Source organism: Pelagibius litoralis (genome assembly GCF_011683915.1).
GTDB lineage: Bacteria > Pseudomonadota > Alphaproteobacteria > Kiloniellales > Kiloniellaceae > Pelagibius > Pelagibius litoralis.
Genome location: NZ_JAAQPH010000014.1, coordinates 63,693 through 81,407, shown reverse-complemented (window position 1 = coordinate 81,407; position 17,715 = coordinate 63,693). Strand labels below are relative to the sequence as shown.

Below are 17,715 nucleotides of genomic sequence, written 5' to 3'. Positions count from 1 at the left end.
ATGGTCAAGCAGACCTATTCGACGGAAGGCCAGACAGACAGCGCCCTCCGGGTTATCGATCTGTCGGAGCAGTCTGGCGTCGTCATCGATGCGGGCCTTCTGTTTTCTGCCGATTTCATAAGACTGGGCGACGATCTCCTGCTGCGCGGCGCCGACGGCGAGGAGATCCTGCTGCCTGGGTACTTCACCCAGGACGCGCGCCCGTCCCTGGAAACAGCGGAAGGCGCGCGGCTGACGCCAGAGACCGTCGACGGGCTTGCGATTCCGGAATTCCCGTTGGGCTACGCGCAGGCGGCCGGTGTGCTGCTCGGCGAATCCATCGGCGAGGTTCAGTCCCTCAACGGCGTGGCCAGTGTGCAGCGGGCGGACGGCAGCCGGGCGAACCTCAGCGAAGGCGATCCGATTTTCCAAGGGGACGTCGTTTCCACCGGCGTCGGCTCCGACCTCGGTATCCTGTTTATCGACGATACGGTGTTCTCCCTCTCCGCCAATGCGCGGATGGTGATCAACGAACTGATCTACAACCCCAGCAGCACCGCCAACACCATGGGTGTGTCCCTGATCCAGGGCACCTTTGTCTTCATCACCGGCAAGGTGGCGCCGAGCGGCGGGATGGACGTCGAGACCCCGGTCGGCACCATCGGCATCCGCGGCACCACCGTCGGTGTGCAGATCGCGACCTTTGGCGGCAGTACGCGTATCGCCAACCTGGTCAACCCGGAGACCGGCGAACTCGGCAGCTTTTCCTTCAGCAACGATGCGGGTACCTCGACCTTCTCCCTCGCCAATCACTTTCTCAGCGTCAGCAGCGCCAACGTCGACCCCGGCGTTCCGGCGGTCGGCTCCGGCCAGGCCCTGAACGCGGCTTTCGGCCGTGCCCTCAACAGGGCTGTCGAGGTTCAGCGGACCATCAATCCGGATCGTACGGAGGATGACGGCGAAGACTCCGAAGAGAACGAGACAGAGCAAGCCGAGATCGATCAACTGAAAGCAGAGTTGGAGGAAGCCGGCCTCAGCGAGGAACAGATTGATGCAATCCTGAACGAGCCGGCGATTGAAACTGCCGGGGGACCGTCCTCGGAGCCACAGGCCGGCAGCGGCAACCAACCGCAAAGTCAGGGCAGCGGGTTTGCGGCGGGCCTGGAGGCGCCGGCGGTGTCCGAAGGGGGGGGCGATGCCGCGCCAGACGGGACAGACGTTGCTACATCCAGCCTGCCACCGACGTCCTCGGATGGGGACGTGACGACGCCACAATCGGCGTCAGACTCAGGCGGTGACGACGATCCGGCACTCCCTCCACCCAACACACCACCGATCTTGAACATCAACTCGATCACGGTCGTAGAGGGTGGTTTAACCGCCATCGACAGTCTGGCCGTGAGTGCCATCGACGCCGAGTCGCCGGCCAACGCGGCCTACACCTACGACCTGATCACGGCCACCAACGGCTTTGTGGTTCTGCGAGTGGGCGCGGGCTTTCAGGTCGTCTCCGGGTTCACCCAGGCGGATCTCGACAACGGCAATCTGTTCTTCGCCCATAACGGCGACGAGGACGATCAGGCCAGTTTTTCGGTCACCGTTACCGATCCGGACGGCGGCACCTCCGCGCCCAAGGTGGTGCCGATCATCGTGACTCCGGTCAACGATGCGCCGGTCCTGGTGAACAACGGCTTGAGTGTCGAACAGGGAGAAATGGTGGTTCTGGGCCCCGCGAACCTGAGCGCTACTGACGCCGACAACGCCGCTGCCGCCCTGGAGTTCACGGTCAGCGGGGTTACCGGCGGCCAGTTCGAGTTGGCAGACAGCCAGGGCGTCGCGGTTTTCTTCTTCACCCAGCAACAGGTAATCGATGGCGCGGTGATCTTCGTCGACGATGGAGACGGCACGGCGCCGGCCTATAGCGTCTCGGTGAGCGACGGGACGCTGGCGAGCCTGCCGGATCCTGCGGAAATCGATTTCTCGATCCCGAATTCTCCGCCGGATGCCGACGACGACAGCGGCACGGGCTTTACGGCGGACGAGGACAGCAGCTTCACCACGGCGAACGTCCTGGCCAACGACAGCGATCCCAATAGCGGCGACAGCCTTTCGGTGGCTGGCCTCGACGCCACCGGCACCGCCGGTCTGGTGACCGATAACGGCGACGGCACCTTTGACTACGACCCCAACGGCCAGTTCGACTTCCTGGCGGCGGGCGAGACGACGACGGACAGCTTTGCCTATGAGATCTCCGACGGTAACGGCGGCACCGATACGGCCACGGTGACGGTCACCGTCACCGGCGTGAACGACGCGCCCGAGGTGGATCTGAACGGCCCCGGTCCGGGCCTGGGTTTCGAGACGATCTTTGTCCGGGGCGGTGCTGCGGTGGGCATTACCGCGGCGGGCGCGAGCGTAAGCGACGTGGACGGCTCCACCCTGACCGGACTGACGGTGAGCATCGGCAACGTTCAAGACGGCGGTGCCGAAGTGCTGAGCGCCGATACCACCGGGACCGCCGTGGTTGTGACGGGCAACGGCACGGCATCGCTGACACTGAGCGGTGGCGCCAGCCTGGCTGAGTACGAGCAGGTGCTGCGCAGCCTCGTTTACGAAAACACATCCCCCAGCGCCACTGCAGGCGAGCGCAGTATCCTGGTGCAGGCCGATGACGGCGCCGTCGCGAATAACCTGAGCGTCCCGGCCGTGGCGACGGTCACGGTGGCCTCGGGCTTCGTCTGGACCAATGCCGGGGGCGACGGCGCCTGGGACAATCCGCTGAACTGGGTTAGCAACAGCGTGCCCGGCGATGGCGCCGATGTGACGATCGCCGACCAGGCTGGAGCTGTTGCTTTCTCCAGCGGGGCGGTCACGCTGCAGTCTCTTTCTCTGGTCAATGAAACATTGAACATCACAGGCGGCAACCTGGCGGTCGCCGGCCCTCTCAGTGGGAATGGGGATGCCTCTGTCATCCTGTCCGGCGGTGGACTGACCGTCGGGGGGGCAGGGAATCTGGCCGGCGCATTCAACTGGACCGGTGGCGCCCTGGATGGCGGCGGCAGCCTGGCCGTCACCGGCTTTGCCACCCTTGGCGGCGTCGCGCCGCTGACCCTGGACACCGCTCTGACGCTCAGCGGAACAGGCCAGATCACCAACGATATCGGCGGCAGCGGCTCGCTGGTGAACGACGGCAGCCTGACCGTTGTCGGTAGCGTTGCCTTGGCTGTGCCTTTCACAAATGCCGTCGGCGCGGCGATCGTCATCGATGGCGGGCTGGGCAGTGGTCTTTCGACCTTGAGCTTCACCGCCGGCTTGGTTCAGTTAGGCACGATCACTCTCACCGCCAGCCTGGCGACAGGTCCGACCGAGGCCAGCCTGGTGGTGACCGGGGCGCCGCTCGACAACCAGGGCAGCATCGTCAGCGAGGCCGGGGTGGGCGGTCCGCGCAGCATTGCGGCCGATCTGGTGAACAACGGCACGGTGACGATCAATGCGGTGACCGACATCGCCGGGAACGGCGGCGCCCACAGTAACGAAGCCGGCGCGACTTTTGCCGCCAATGCTGACGTGACGGTGACCAACGCAGCCGCCTATCGCAACAGCGGCAGCATGACGTTTGCTGCGGCTGCCACCTTCGCCTTGGTGGGTGCCGACTTCGAAAATACTTTGGGCGGGGAGATCGGCGGCGGCGGTACTATCGATGTTTCCGGCGGCACCTTTACCAACAACGGCACCATCAATCCCGGCGCCAGCCCCGGAGAACTGACCATCGACGGCGCATTTGTGCAGGGCGCGGACGGCGTGCTCACCGTCGAAATCGACGGCAGCGGCGGCGACAGCCTTGTGGTCAGCGGCACCGCCACCTTTGCCGGTATCATCGATGTGGTTTTTCTGGACGGCTTTCTGCCTCTGGCAGGCGAAACCCTGAACTTCATTGATGCCGCCGAGGTCATCGATAACGGCGTCGAATTCACGGGGCTCAACTACGCCGGCGGCCTGCTCGGCGTGCAACTGGCCGGCGGTGTCGCCAGCTTTGTGGCGATCAGCGGCAGCGGCGACACCTTCGTCGAGCCCTTCGAGATCATTGTCGGCGAGACCGGGGTCGGCAGCCTGATGATCGACGCCGGCCAGGTCCTCGCTTCCGGCTACCTCTCGGTGGGCGAGGAATCCACCGGTGTCGGCACCCTGGTGCTGACCAACAATAGCCAAGTCACCATTGAGGGGTCGAGCTACATCGGCAACTTTGGAACCGGCAATGCGACCATCAGCGGTGGCGCCACGGCTGTTTTCGAAGGCGACGGCGTCGACCATCTGATTATCGGCGCCGAACAGGGCAGTACCGGCTCGCTGGTCGTCGAGGGCGCCGGCACCAGCGTTACCACCAGAGGCGAAGACAACACGGTGCAGGTCGGTCTTGCCGGAACCGGTACGCTGACGGTTCAGGATGGCGCCGCCCTGAACACCCTCTGGCTGGAGGCCGGCAGGGCCGGGCAGGGCAACGTCACACTGAACGGTTTGGGAACCGAGGTCACCGTCTCCAACGATGACGGCCTCTTTTCGGACCCGGACTCCACCGACGGCGGCTTCGTCCGCGTCGGCCGCGACGACGGCAGCAGCGGCACGCTCCAGGTTCTGGGCGGCGCCCGGCTGGAGATCCGCAACGGCGTCGGCGTGAATGAGGATACCAGCGATCTGGGTCTCCAGGTCGCCCGCAACGCGGGCAGCAACGGGGCGGTGCTGGTCGATGGCGAGGGCTCCATCATCGCGGTGTCCCAGGCCGGGCCGTCTGATCCGGACAACGGATTTTTCGGGCCCTTTGTGACGGTAGGGCGCAGCGGGCAGGGGAACCTGACGGTCTCAAGCGGCGGTGACCTGACCCTGGCGGGTGACAGCGCTACGCTGAGAATGGGTATAGAGGCCGTAGGCAATGGCGCTGTCGTGATAGATGGCGCCGGCTCAGCCATCGCCGTTGACGGCGCGGATTCGGGGATCATCGTCGGCGACGCCGGCGTCGGCGCTCTCTCTATCGACAATGGTGCCAGTGTTGTAAAGTCCGGTCCCGGCGGCTTCTTCAATCTGGGAGAGACCGCGACCGGCCAGGGCGCACTTGAGGTAACTGGCGGCAGCCAACTGTCGGTCGAGGGCAGCACCGCCATCGGCGTTTTTGGGACCGGAGAAGCGACCATCAGCGGCGGGGCCACCGCCATCTTCGAGAGCGATGGTTTCGACAACCTTGTGGTCGCCGCCGAGGCCGGGAGTGCGGGCACCTTGGTGATTGAGGGGCCGGGCACCACTGTCACCACAAGGGGAGAAGACAACACCGTACAGGTCGGCCGCGGCGGGACCGGCGAGTTGGTGGTGTCGGGCGGCGCCTCCCTCAGCACCCTGCAACTCGAGGCCGGCCGCGAGGGCACCGGAACGATCACTATCCAAGGTGCGGGTACAATTGTTACGGCATCCAACGACGAGGGCCTCTTCTCCGGTGAGTTCTTTGATGCCGCCGGGTTTGTGAGTGTGGGGAACAAAGTTGGCAGTGACGGCACCATCGAGGTCCTGAATGGCGGACGTCTGGAAGTTCGCAACGGCCAAGGCGTGAACGAGAACACGACCGAACCGGGACTTTACATCGCGCGAGATGCCGGCAGCACCGGTTCAGTGGTGATCGATGGGGCGGGATCTGAAATCGTGTTGTCACAAACGGCCCCGGCGGACCCGGACAACGGTGTGTTCGGGCCCTTCATGCCGGTTGGCCTCCGCGGGAGCGGCAGCCTGGAAATCCGCAACGGCGGTCAGCTGAGCCTCACCGGTGAGAATTCGGACCTCACTTTGGGGCGCCGGGAAACGGGCGACGGCACAGTCCTGGTCGATGGCCCGGATTCCTCGATCACGCTGACCGGCGAAGAGGTGTATTCCAGCATCGGCCGCGAGGGGAGCGGCCAGATGACGCTCAGCAATGGCGCCGACTTCTCTCTGGTGGGCGGCGACGATTTCGTTGCGCTCGACGTGGGCCGAGACGGCGGAGGCGTGGGGAACCTACTGATCCAGAGCGGCGCCACGCTCTCCGTGCAGGGCGGCGACGCCAATACACGCTTCAGGATCGGCCGCAACGAGGGCAGCGACGGCAGGGTGGTCATCGAGGGCGCGGATTCTCTGCTGAGCGTCGGCGGCACCAATGCCCAGGACAGCTTCGGCAACCGCATCGAAGTCGGCAAGGAAGGACAGGGTAGACTTGAGACCCGCGACGGCGCCAGGGTGGTGGCGGAGCGTGTCGACATCGGATTTGGCATTTCCGGGGCCGGCACTGCCGTGGTCGACAATGCGACCTGGGAGATCGGTGGCAATTTCCAGGTCGGGCGAGAGGGTTCCGGGACACTGACAATCGAGAATGGCGGGTCGGTCACCGCTGGCGGGGATTTCAACGCCATCGCTTCGGCCGGTGGCTCGACCGGCAGCGTGACCGTCGACGCCACCTCGTCGCTGACCCTCAGCGGTTTCCTCTCCGTGGGGAGCGGTTCCTTCGACCCGTTCGGCGAGTTTGGGCAGGACCTGGTGGCCGCCGGCTCTCTCGCGATCAACGGCGGTACGGTCATCGCCGAGGAGGCAAACGTCGGCGGCCACGAGCGGGGGCAAGGCACGGTTGCGGTCGATGGCGCTGGCGCCCTTTTTGATGCCGGCGCGGGCCTCGTGATCGGAGAGACCGGTCAGGGGACGGTAACGCTGTTGAACGGCGGGGAGGTTCAGGCCGAATTCATTTCCGTCGGTGTCAACGGCAGCCTTGGCGGCAACGGTCTGGTCGACGGCGGTTTGTCCCTGAATGGCGGCACCATCGACCCCGGCCTCTCGCCGGGTCAACTGTCAATCGACGGCGACTTCAATCTGAACGAAGGCCTGCTGCGCATCGAGATCGCAGGGCAAACACCGGTCAGCGGTCATGATGTCGTCTCGGCGACCGGCAACGTCAACTTCAACGGCGGCCTGGTCCAGTTCGACCTCGATCCGGGTTTCGTGGCCGAGAGTGGTGACAGCTTTACCTTCCTGACCCATGGCTCCTTTTTTGAAAGCAACTCTGTGTCCTACCGGATGACGGGGATCGTCGCCGCCGAGGCCAGTTTCGCGTTCTCGGGGAATGCGGGGAGCCGGACGCTGGACCTCTTGGGCGACGGCGTGGTGTCCGGAGACGGCGTGATCCTGGACGGCGGCGACCGCGACGACTTCGACCGCGGCAGCGCCACCGCCGATTTGCTGGAAGGCGGTGGAGGCAGCGATACCTTGGGTGGCGCCGGGGGCAACGACACTCTGAGCGGCGGCTTTGGTGGCGATACCTTCGTAATCACCCTGGCGCCGCTGGACCTCGGCGCACCCAGCGCCGCGATCACCCTGACGGATTTTGCGCCGGGCCAGGATGTCATTGAGGTTATCGGTTGGAACAGCACCAGCCCGGACGGCATTGGCGTGTCCTCAGTCACAAGTGGAACGCTGCTCGACTTCGGCGGCGGTTACGCGATTTTTCTTGAAGGCCTGCCTGGATACGTCCTGGATCCGAACGATTTCGTCTTCCGGGTGCTTGCGGACGGGGATGTCAGTACGCCGTTCGAGGGTGAGATCGTGGTCGGCACGGATTTCGCCAACGGAAGTCTAGAAATCAGTGGCGGTGCCGAGGTTGTGGCGCAGAGGGTGCTTGTCGGCGGCCAGCCCGGTGCCTTCGGTTCTCTTGAGGTGACGGGGGCAGGGTCTAGGCTCACGACTTCGGGCTTGGACGCAATCATCGAAGTTGGCAGGTCTGGAACCGGTGAGATGACCGTCTCGGGCGGTGCCGCTGTCGATGGGCTTTGGATTGATGTCGCGCGTGACGGGGCCGGCACGGTGACGGCAACCGGTGCCGGTACGGAGATCAATCTTTCAAACGACTTCGGTACCTACTTGCCGCCGGATGACGACGACGCCGGCTTTTTCCGGATCGGACGCAATGCAGGGAGTCAGGGTGCGCTCAACGTTCTGGCAGGCGCGGTGATCAACGTTGCGGCAGGTCCGGGCTTCAACAGTCCGGTCCTGCAGATCGCCCGTGAGGACGGGAGCACCGGCAGCGTGCTGGTCGACGGTGCCGGCTCCCAGATCAATATCACCCAAACCGACCCCGTCGATCCGGATAACGATATCTTCGGCCCAAGCCTTCAGTTGCGCAGCGGCGATGCCAGTATGACCATCCGGAATGGCGGCGCCGTCAGCCTCTTCGGCCAGGACTCCACTGTGTTCGTAGGCCGCGGCAATCCCGAGGACTCGACGGTCCTGGCCCAAAGCCGCCTCGAGATCTTGAGTGGTGGCCGTCTGACGATCGATGGGGATGACGCCTTTGCCGGCATGAACATCGGTCGCTACGCGAACGGCAATGGATCGGTCCTGGTGCGCGGCGAAGGATCGGAGCTCCTGCTCCAGGGCGTTGAGCCGAACATCAATGTCGGACGCCTCGGAACGGGTGAACTCACCATCGACCAGGGCGGCCTCGTTACCGCTACATTCATGAATGTTGGCCGGGAGGTCGGCAGCCGGGGCAGCGTGCTCATCGACGGCAGTTCCGATGGTGCGCAGCGCAGCGAGCTGCGGCTCGCTGGTCAGGACGTTGACGGTTTCGGCGCTTTCCTCCAGGTCGGCCGCTTAGGTGAGGGCAACTTTACGGTTCAAGGCGGGGCCTTGCTCACCATCGATGGAGAAGGCGGCGAGTTTCCCGGGTTCAATCTTGGCCGTGAGGCCGGGTCCGTCGGTACCATGACAGTCGACGGCCTTGGCAGCGAGGTTATCGTTTCGAATGGCGCCGGCGATGTCGCTGGTAGCTTGGGCACCATAAACATTGGCCGCGCGGGCGATGGCAGTCTCGACCTGACCCAGGGCGGGCAGGTCGTGAACGCCGCCGGCGGTTACACCTTCGTCGGCCGTGAAGCCGGCTCTAACGGCGCCCTGGTGGTGGACGGGGTGGACGGCACGGCGACGCTCTTCGACGCTGGGGCCGTGCTGGTCGTAGGCGCCGGGTTCGACTTCGACAGCGGCGAGGTGCTTTTCGACGACGGCGGTACCGGCAGCGTGACCATCGCCAATGGCGGCACGGTCCGCGCCGGCGTGGCTGAGGGTGATGGGATCGCCGACATCTTCATCGGCAGCGGCGGTACTGTCACGGTGCAGGCCGGCGGCACTCTGATTGGCGACGTTGAGAATGACGGTGGCACCTTGATCAACGGCAATTCGCCGGGTACCGCCGTCTTCGGCGGCGATTTCACCATGAACGCCGGCACCCTGGAGGTGGAACTGGGCGGCACCGTTTCGGGCGCCTTCGATCTCTATCAGATCGCCGGGGAGGCGAAGCTCAATGGCGGCGTTTTCGAATTCGTGGTGATCGATGGGTATGCTCCTCAGGCCGGCGACAGCTTCGGCTTTCTCACCGCCGGCGACGGCCTGACGGCGGAGGTGGAGGCGCTGTCCTTCATCCTTCGCGGCGTCGGTCAGGGCTTTGACTTCGCGGTCGATTTTTCCGGCGGAGATGCGGACTTTGTGGTCCTGAACGATAACGGGGCCGGTGATGCCGCGATCTTCCTCGGCGGGACCGGCGGCGATGACTTCATCGGCGGTGCCGGTGACGACCGGCTGGACGGCGGCGGCGGGCGCGACAGCCTTACGGGAGGGGACGGGTCGGACCTTTTCATTCTGCGCGCGGAAGATGGTGCAGATGTCTTGGAATTGGCCGATGTCATCGCCGATTTTGAGATCGGCATCGACAGTCTCGGCCTGGTTGACGGCCTTAGTGTGGGTGATCTTGCGGTCACCGCGACGCAAGGCGGCGACGCAGCGATTGCGCTTCAGTCAAGCGGTGCCTTCCTGGCTGTGCTGCAGGGCATATCGGTTTCCGAGGTCAATCTTGACGTCTTCAGCGCCGTCGTATAGGCAGAGGGCGATGCCGCTGCGGGTGTGGGTCGAGATAGGGGCGGTTATGGCTTCTCATCCGGCGCATCGATTGGCGGGTTGAGCAGGATCGCAAGGCGTACCAGATCAGCGCGGCTGTGGGTTCTGGTTTTCGCCAGAACAGACTTCACGTAGCTGCGGACGGTTTCAACCTGCAGGTTTCGGATGTCGGCGATGTCGCCTGTCGCACAGCCTTTTGCCAGCAGCCGGCAAACCTCTTGTTCCGTCCTGGTCAGATCGTAGATTTCGCCCATACCGGCCGTTGAAATCGAGTCAGATTTTGTCGGGTCGATGATCGCGACAAGCGCGCCGGTAAACCCACGATCGAGTTCTTGCCCATCGTTGCCAAGTGGCGAGACAGAGATCAGGTATGAGTCGCAGCAGGACGGGCGTTTTACCGTCATGAGTGTTTCCGCTCTGAGATCGGAACCCAGGGCGGTCGCGCAGGCGCCGCGGATTGCCTTTTGCAAGGCCCCGTTTTCTTCGCTGCCGGTTACGCAGAGACGCCGCTGTCGGTCTGTCTTCAGCCCATCTTCGGCGTCCAGTATCGCCTCGGCATGGCGATTGGATACCACAATGCTCCCACCTTCGAGGACAATACAGATTCCTACATGCCAGCGATCGAGGGCCGCAACCACGGCATCATGGCGGCTGCGAAGCAAAGCGAAGGCACGATGCATCTCCACACTCTTGGCCATATGTGGAATGATCAGAGCGCCGGTTTCGGTTTCCGCCTTGGTGATGGGCCCGCGTTCGGCAGCATACTGAACGGCAAGCACATCAAGCCAAGCATCGTGGAGATTCAGCCTGGTGCCGGCGCGGTGCCGGGTTCCAAATTCTTCGATGGCGTATCTAATGCTTGGATGAGTCCGATGTTCTTCCTCGCTATTGTAGCCTAGTAAGCTCATGTCGGAGTGAAAGCCGGTTTCGCGCATCGCCATCAGTGCTTGATAGGACGGCAAATCGCTCTTGCCGTACTTCTCTGCCCATTGCTGCCACTGCTCGTAAGAAAGCCCGAGATAGAACGACGACGCGCTGCTCACGCAAAGTTCCGCGCAGCGTGGATCGACCAAGTGAAAGCTAGCACCGATCGCGCCCAGTTCCCAAGCGATACGGTCCAAGGCATCCGACCACTGTCCTTCCGGCGCCAGTGCCAAACGGTAGATGCAAGCAACGGTATCAATCAGTGATGTATGGGGTTTCACAGCGCCGCTCCCGGCACATGAAGAGCCCGTGCCGCTCTTACCCGGTTATTCCGATCCTGCCCCCGGATGCGCATTTTCAGGTTTCCTCAATCGTCGTGCGTCAAAGATGAAACTGCGCGTCATGTCTCTCGCTGCGGCGCTAAGGCTCTTTTCGGTCATCATCGATCGGCGGGTTGAGAAGTACCGCAAGCCGGACGAGATCGGCGCGGCTGTGGGTACGGGTTTTCGCCAAGATGGATTTTACGTAGCTGCGCACGGTTTCAAGCTGCAGGCTACGGATTTCGGCAATGTCATCGGACTTGTAGCCTTCGGCCAGCAGACGGCAGACTTGCTGTTCCGTTTCGGTAAGGTTGTAGATCTCGCCCATGCCTGCGGTCGAAATCGACTCCGTTTCAGTCGGATCGATGATAGCGACCAAAGCGCCTGTGAAGCCGGGTTCAAGCTCGCCCCCGTCATCCCCCAGGGGGGATACGCAAACCAAATAGGCATCATCGCCGGACGGTCGATTTACAGCGAACAGAGACTCCGCACTGTCCAGGGCTCCCGAGGCGGTGTTCGAGGCGCTGTGGACTGCTGCTTGCAGGAATCCGCCTTCATTGCTGCCGAGGGCCGCGAGCCGACCCTCGCGGCTGATCTGAAGCCCATCCCTCTCGCTCAGGATCTTATCGGCGTGATGGTTGGTGACTAGGATACTGCCATCCTGAACGACGATGCAGACACCGATACGCCAGTGATCAAGTGCGGCGACGACGGCGTCGTAGCGACGGCGAAGCATTCCGAAAGTGCGCTGCATCTCGACGCTTTTGGCGATGTGCGGAACGATAAGCCGGCCGACTTCAGCCTCCGGCTGCGTCATGGGCCCCCGGTCATCGGCATACTGCACGGCTACCATATCGAACCAGGCGTCATGAAGGTTCAGCCGGCTGCCGGCGCGATGTCGAATGCCCAGGTGCTCGATGTTGAAACGAACGCTGGGAAAGGCGCGATGCTGCTCTTCGTCGGCGAAGTCGAGCAGATCAAGATCGGTGTGAAAACCTATTCTCTGAAGTCCCATCAAGGCTCGATAGGCCGGCAGGTCGTACTTCACGTAGAGGTCTTGCCAGGTCTTCCAGATAGACGAATGCCGATCGGGAAACATGCTCGACATGCCGCTGATCGAAACCTCTCCGCGGCGCAGGTCTACCAAATGCAGATGACTGCCGGCCGCGCCCATCTCCCGCGCGATCCGATCCAAGGCCTCCGCCCATTGTCCTTCCGGCAGCGTGGCGGAGCGGTAAATGCAGGCAACGGTATCGATTAACGAGTCGCTCGTCACTGGTTCCTCCCCCCATTAAAGAACCGGTTCCGACAGAGTTCTAGATGGATTTTGCAGGTGCTCTCTAGAGTTGATTAAACTACAAGCAGTACCGCCTGTTAAGAAGAATGGTGGTCGAATGCTAGGCAGGTGTTAAGAGATTCGAGGGCCGCTACCGAAAAGTCTTTGAAATACAATCCTCTGATGCCTCATCACTTTATTGAGCGCATGCAGGTCTTCACGGTTACTTCAGTCGAGTGGAGATTCAAAATACATCCGGTGATAGAATTTCGATTGTACCGACGCCTTCCCGAAGGCCTGTTCCAGGACCGTGCTGTATTACTCGCGGCTAAGGTTCGATGAAGAGTGACGGTCTTTTGTTTGGACAGACACGCAAAGCGGACTCCACTACGCCAAAGTGGGCCCGCACGCGGCGTCGATGGCACAGCTTGCCGCGCGCAGGCCCTCGTGGCGCTTCGGTCAGTTCAGGACCGCGACAGAATCTACTTCCAGCCCTCGTTTGTGATGCCGCCTTTTGAATTTGACGGTGCGCTGCAACTGCGGAGAGACGTACCATGTCCGCGTGTTAAAGCTGTCTTTGCAAACGACTTCATAGCTTTGATACTGCTGATCTTGAATAGACACCGTGACCGCCGCCGCGACCTCGCAGTTTCGTGTCGTTTTCCAGGTATTCTTATTGTCTTTGCCTTCGACCTTGTAGGACTCAGTCTTGCCCACGGCCAGCGGCCATATGTTACCTGTTTTGGTGTATTTATGGTTTCCGGTCGACCCATTGCAGTTCAGCCAACGCGCAGCGGGCGCGAACCAACCGTCTGTGGTGTAATCGCATCCCTTGGATTTGCCCTCTAATACTGTCCGCGCCACTAACCCGTCCTCGATTGAGACAATCTTGTCCAGGCTCGGTTCGCCCTTATCCAGCCAGCGCGCTTCGTCGATCAGATTGGCTGGCTTGGGCATCGGCGTCAGTTCGATCTTGGTTTCGCGGTTAATCGATTCATCAGATGCACAGGCAGCGAGCACGATACTGCATCCGGCAAGGACAATAAGGTTTATCCTGGTTTTCATGCTTCCCCTCCTTCGAGTAATACGAAGTGTACAAACATCGCCAAAAACATTGGCGGTCGTATTGCCGCCGCGCAGGCGCGGCCTTCGTGACGGGCCTTGACCTGTCAAAAATCAATGATCGTAAATTACTTCCGACGGTTGATATTGTGATCGGTAGAGGGCCGCCTTACAGCCCCCAAATGGGGGGCGATCATCGGGCTGTCGACAAGCTAACCTGCACAAAGTGGTTGAGTTGAACTGGATCAATTGGCCGTCGAGATGCTGGCACGCGCCGAAGGCGGTGCTTGCCTTGTCGGCAGGACGGCCGATCGAGATTGCACCTTTTTTTGACGGCAGAGTGTTGTCCGCGGCGCCCATGATGGATTGGATAAGGAATCTATGTATTCTAAGTAGTTATGCGGTGGTGTGTGCAAGTCCTTTGCACTAAGAGAGCCAAGAAGTTCCATGGCACCCCAAACTCACAGACTCACAATCTGGAGATCGCGGGTTTAACTCTGCCCCCGCTGATCAGGTAATCGGGTGTTTGGTGTCAAACTCCTCAGTCTTCGATCTCCGACGCGAGACTATGGTTTCTCTGCACAACAATGCTTCAGAGATCTCTGTTCGGGGTCTGTTCACCGCTTAAGTTGAATACTTGAGAAGCTCCCGGAAGGTGAGTTGGTACCAAGTTGAACGGATGTTGTTGAAGCGTGATGACAATGCAGCTGCTGCCCTCGGTGCCGATCAGTTGGCTAGGTCAATCGGACCCGAAGCCATTGTGCGCTACCTTGCCGCTATTCGTTCGCGGGGCAAGATCGGTATGGCGCACGGTGCGCGTGCCTATATTGGCGCGGCCTTCGCATTTGGCATGAAATCCGAGCATGACTATACACGCCGAGATTTGAGCAGTCGCTGGGGCATAGTGACCAACCCAGCTGCTGCGATCCCAACTGACTTGGAAGCATTGCGCGTGGGCGACCGATTTCTGACGCCAAGGGAATTTAGACTGTTCTGGGCTTGGCTGGTGTCCAACAACATGCGTAGCGGCTCTGTGTCGGCAATCCAACTGATCATGGTAACCGGCCAACGCGTTCAAGAAATTCTGAGTCTTACAGAGACCCAATATGATCGACTTGAGCGCCTGCTAATTTGGAAAAACCAAGAATGGCTTGCCACATTCATTGCCTTTGCCAGCCATCGCGATGGAGATCCTCGACGGACTCATCGCCAATGATTCAGAGTTCTTTTTCCCACATCGGATCGATCCCACGCGGCACGCCATCGATACGACACCAAATAAGATATGCGAATGAAACAGGCACCCAGGGGTTTACGCCACGGGACCTCCGACGGACTTGGAAGACTCTTGCCGGTCGCGCGGGCATTTCGAAGGAGATGCGAGACCGTTTGCAAAATCACTTCAAGGGAAGTGATGTCTCTACGCGTCACTATGACCGATATGACTATCTTGCTGAGCGCCGCGCCGCAATTGAGCAGTGGAATGCGTTTGTGGCGCGGCCTTCCAACGCTTCTCGATGTTTTTGAGAGCCAGGAAGAGCAGCTTGGTGGCCGCCTGGTCGTTGGGGAAATGCCCCCTGGTCTTGATGATCTTTCGCAGCCCTCGGTTCAGGCTCTCCATGACATTGGTGGTATGGATCAAGAGGCGGATCTCAGGCGGAAAGGCAAACATCGGGATGATTTCTTCCCAGTTCCGACGCCAACCGGCCGCGATCGAGGGATACTTGGCAGCCCAGAACTGCTCGAACTCGGTCAGGCGATTGGCCGCGGCCTCGGCCCTGTAGATCGTCTTCATGCCTTTGGCCACTTCGCGGTGGTCCTTGAACGAGCAGAGAGACAGGCCATGACGCATCAGATGGACGATGCATGTCTGAACCTGGGTCTCAGGAAAGACACTGTTGGTCGCCTGGGGAAAGCCCTTGAGGCCATCGACTACGGCGATCAGCCGATCCTTGATCCCCCGGGTTCTCAACTCGTTCATGACCCGGAGCCAGAACTTGGCCCCCTCGGTCTGCTCGATCCAGAGGCCTAGGATCTCCTTGGTCCCGCCCATGGTGATGCCGATCGCCAAATAGACCGCCTTGTTCCGGACCGTTCCTTCATCGCGGACCTTGACGAATAGTGCGTCGAAAAAGATCACCGGGTAGATCTGATCCAAGGGCCGGGTCTGCCAGGCTTTGACTTCATCAATCACCGCATCGGTCACCCGGCTGATCAGATCCGCCGATACCGAGATCCCGTAGAACTCCTCGAAGTGAGTCCGGATCTCGCGCTGGATCATCCCGCGGGCGTAGAGCGAAATCACCTTCGCTTCGAAGCCTGGCAGCCGGCTCTGGCCCTTCTTGACCAGTTGAGGCTCAAAGCTTCCGCTGCGGTCGCGCGGAACCGCAACCTCGACTGAACTGCTTTCCGTAAGAATCCGTTTCTTGCTGTGACTGTTGCGACTGTTTTCACTGCCGAGCCCGGTCGAGCCGGTGATCGGCCACGTCAAGGCCGAGCACCGTATGGAACGCGATTACCTCAAGGGCCGTGAGGGCAACCGCGCCAACGCCGTCCTCGCCGCCGCCGGCTACAACTTCCATCTGCTCATCCGGTCGTTTGAGGCGCTTCGCAAAACCTCGTTCGCCTATCAGATCGCCTGAAAACACAGCGGTGCGGGTTCTTCACAGACGACTACTTCGCATTCGATAGAGCGTCAGCACAGGTTGTCGTTGAAGACAGAAAAAATTCGAAAACAGCATTCAATCTGATGACCATTGTCGTAAGGCAAATATTCAGTGACTGTCGTACGACAAGTCTTACATTTGGCCGTCAGATTGTTTGCACTACACTCACGTCAACAACGAGACATGAAGCGGCGGACCGGCCCTGAGAATGCAACCGGCCGCTTCGGTGACAGGCAGCCATCCTGGAGATACTGATGATTGTTCGATATGTGTGCACGCTGTGTCTGAAGGTGTCCAAGTCGAAGTTTTCGTTTTTCCTGAGAGTGAGGGGGCGATACTGAAAGCGCTCAAAACTCTGGTACGCGACGGCTTACTTGTCGATTACGATCCAGCGAGGCTGTGTCTCGCCCGCCGGGTTTCGCACCCCGTTGTCGCGTTCGATTTCTCACCGAAACGATGGCAGCGCGGGCCGGCGTTACACGGAACTCTGCGCTAATCCGTTTCCGATTGGTGATCTTGGCGAGCCAAGAAGGTTTGCAGGGCGGCGGCATTCCCGGCGAGTGTCCGATGGCACGGATAGTGTCGGCACTCAATGCCAAGTGGGTCGTTTGTCAAGGGTGTCGCTGTTTTCGGTTGGGGTCATGATCCTGACGAAAAGTTCTTGGGCCCGCCGCCAAAAAAGTACTTCCAACTGCCGGTCTGTCTGCTGTGCTTCCCGTTCATACCGGCTGAGTTGCGCTTGCGGCTCCTTCAAATAAAGGGCTGCCAGGATGGCGGCGTCGAGAGAGCCGTTCTCCGGCGTTATCCTCCGAAGGCAATCGCCGCTTTCCCACTCCGGCGGGACTGGAAGGTCCATTGCTTCATAGCCTTGCTCTGACATGACGTGCGATCCCATCAGATCGGCCTTGGGTGCCGGTTCATACCCATATCAGTCTCGGCCAGGGCGGTTTCAGACTGCCGCCGTCAGCGGCTTGCGAGCCGCGCTTCCCGACGGACAAAGTGATGCGCCCTATGCCAGGCCCCTGGGCGCGGGCAGGGGTCAGGAATGCTCGTCCCCCGGCGGCGGCCCCGCCGTCTCGGTCGTGCCGGGCGGTTCCGTGCCAACAGCGCGAATCTCGTCCAGGGCCGCCAGCCAGAAGCGTTGGTCTTCGCTTCGTCCGTCGCTTTCGGCAATCTGAGCGCAATGCGCCGCCGCGCCCTCGGCGTCCGCGCCGTAGAGCGCGGTCAGGGCCCGCGCGGCCTGCCGCGGGTTCGCGACATCCCAAAAACTGTTCCAATCGAGGGACTGATCGCCCATACCAAACCTCCCGTGGTTCGGTCCGGCACGGGGTGTAAAGCTCGGTGGCCGGACGTTCAGCAAACCCACGGGATACGTGAGCACACGGGTCTACGGATATCCGCTTTCGGATGTCCTCCGTGTCGTCCCTGGCCGGTATGGGCGCCATGCAGGCAGAGGCGCGGCCTCTCCGCACGGCAAAGTACGCGGAAATCAAGAGTTGCAGAAATTGCGCCGTCATGCAACTGCAGAGCGGGCATCGGG

At 61.4% G+C, this 17,715-nt stretch carries 7 protein-coding genes and 2 pseudogenes; 3 read left to right on the top strand and 6 right to left on the bottom strand.

The features are described from left to right. Positions 1-9,909 carry a cadherin-like domain-containing protein gene (locus HBA54_RS17830; RefSeq protein ID WP_167227092.1) on the top strand — a complete coding sequence of 3,303 codons (9,909 nt, stop codon included), beginning with the start codon at positions 1-3 and terminating at the stop codon, positions 9,907-9,909. A 44-nt stretch (positions 9,910-9,953) separates the two neighbouring features. Here HBA54_RS17830 and HBA54_RS29710 read toward each other — a convergent pair whose 3' ends face one another. The 3 genes from HBA54_RS29710 to HBA54_RS17815 form a co-directional block, all read right to left on the bottom strand. After that, positions 9,954-11,132, bottom strand: a complete 1,179-nt coding sequence (locus HBA54_RS29710; protein WP_167227090.1) for a helix-turn-helix transcriptional regulator — start codon at positions 11,130-11,132, stop codon at positions 9,954-9,956. Positions 11,133-11,271: 139 nt separating this feature from the next. Beyond that, positions 11,272-12,366 (bottom strand): helix-turn-helix transcriptional regulator, encoded by a 1,095-nt coding sequence (locus HBA54_RS17820; RefSeq protein WP_167227088.1) that lies wholly within the window; start codon positions 12,364-12,366, stop codon positions 11,272-11,274. 540 nt (positions 12,367-12,906) lie between these two features. Next, positions 12,907-13,512, bottom strand: coding sequence for a hypothetical protein (locus HBA54_RS17815; RefSeq protein ID WP_167227086.1), 606 nt, complete (start codon positions 13,510-13,512; stop codon positions 12,907-12,909). 652 nt (positions 13,513-14,164) lie between these two features. On the opposite strand from HBA54_RS17815, the gene HBA54_RS17810 reads away from it, so the two are divergent. Beyond that, positions 14,165-14,725: a site-specific integrase gene (locus tag HBA54_RS17810; protein WP_167227084.1), complete on the top strand. Its 561-nt coding sequence runs from the start codon at positions 14,165-14,167 to the stop codon at positions 14,723-14,725. Between the two features lie 204 nt (positions 14,726-14,929). Here the strand turns inward: HBA54_RS17810 and HBA54_RS17805 are convergent. Then, positions 14,930-15,952 (bottom strand): annotated as a pseudogene (locus HBA54_RS17805) (IS256 family transposase); the annotation flags it as partial. Positions 15,953-15,968: 16 nt separating this feature from the next. Here HBA54_RS17805 and HBA54_RS17800 point away from each other — a divergent pair. After that, a pseudogene (locus tag HBA54_RS17800) lies at positions 15,969-16,151 on the top strand (hypothetical protein); the annotation flags it as partial. A gap of 613 nt (positions 16,152-16,764) precedes the next feature. On the opposite strand, the gene HBA54_RS17795 reads toward HBA54_RS17800, so the two are convergent. After that, positions 16,765-17,055, bottom strand: coding sequence for a hypothetical protein (locus tag HBA54_RS17795; RefSeq protein WP_167227080.1), 291 nt, complete (start codon positions 17,053-17,055; stop codon positions 16,765-16,767). A 159-nt stretch (positions 17,056-17,214) separates the two neighbouring features. Then, positions 17,215-17,472 carry a Y4oE-related protein gene (locus tag HBA54_RS17790; RefSeq protein ID WP_167227078.1) on the bottom strand — a complete coding sequence of 86 codons (258 nt, stop codon included), beginning with the start codon at positions 17,470-17,472 and terminating at the stop codon, positions 17,215-17,217. Positions 17,473-17,715: the final 243 nt, after the last annotated feature.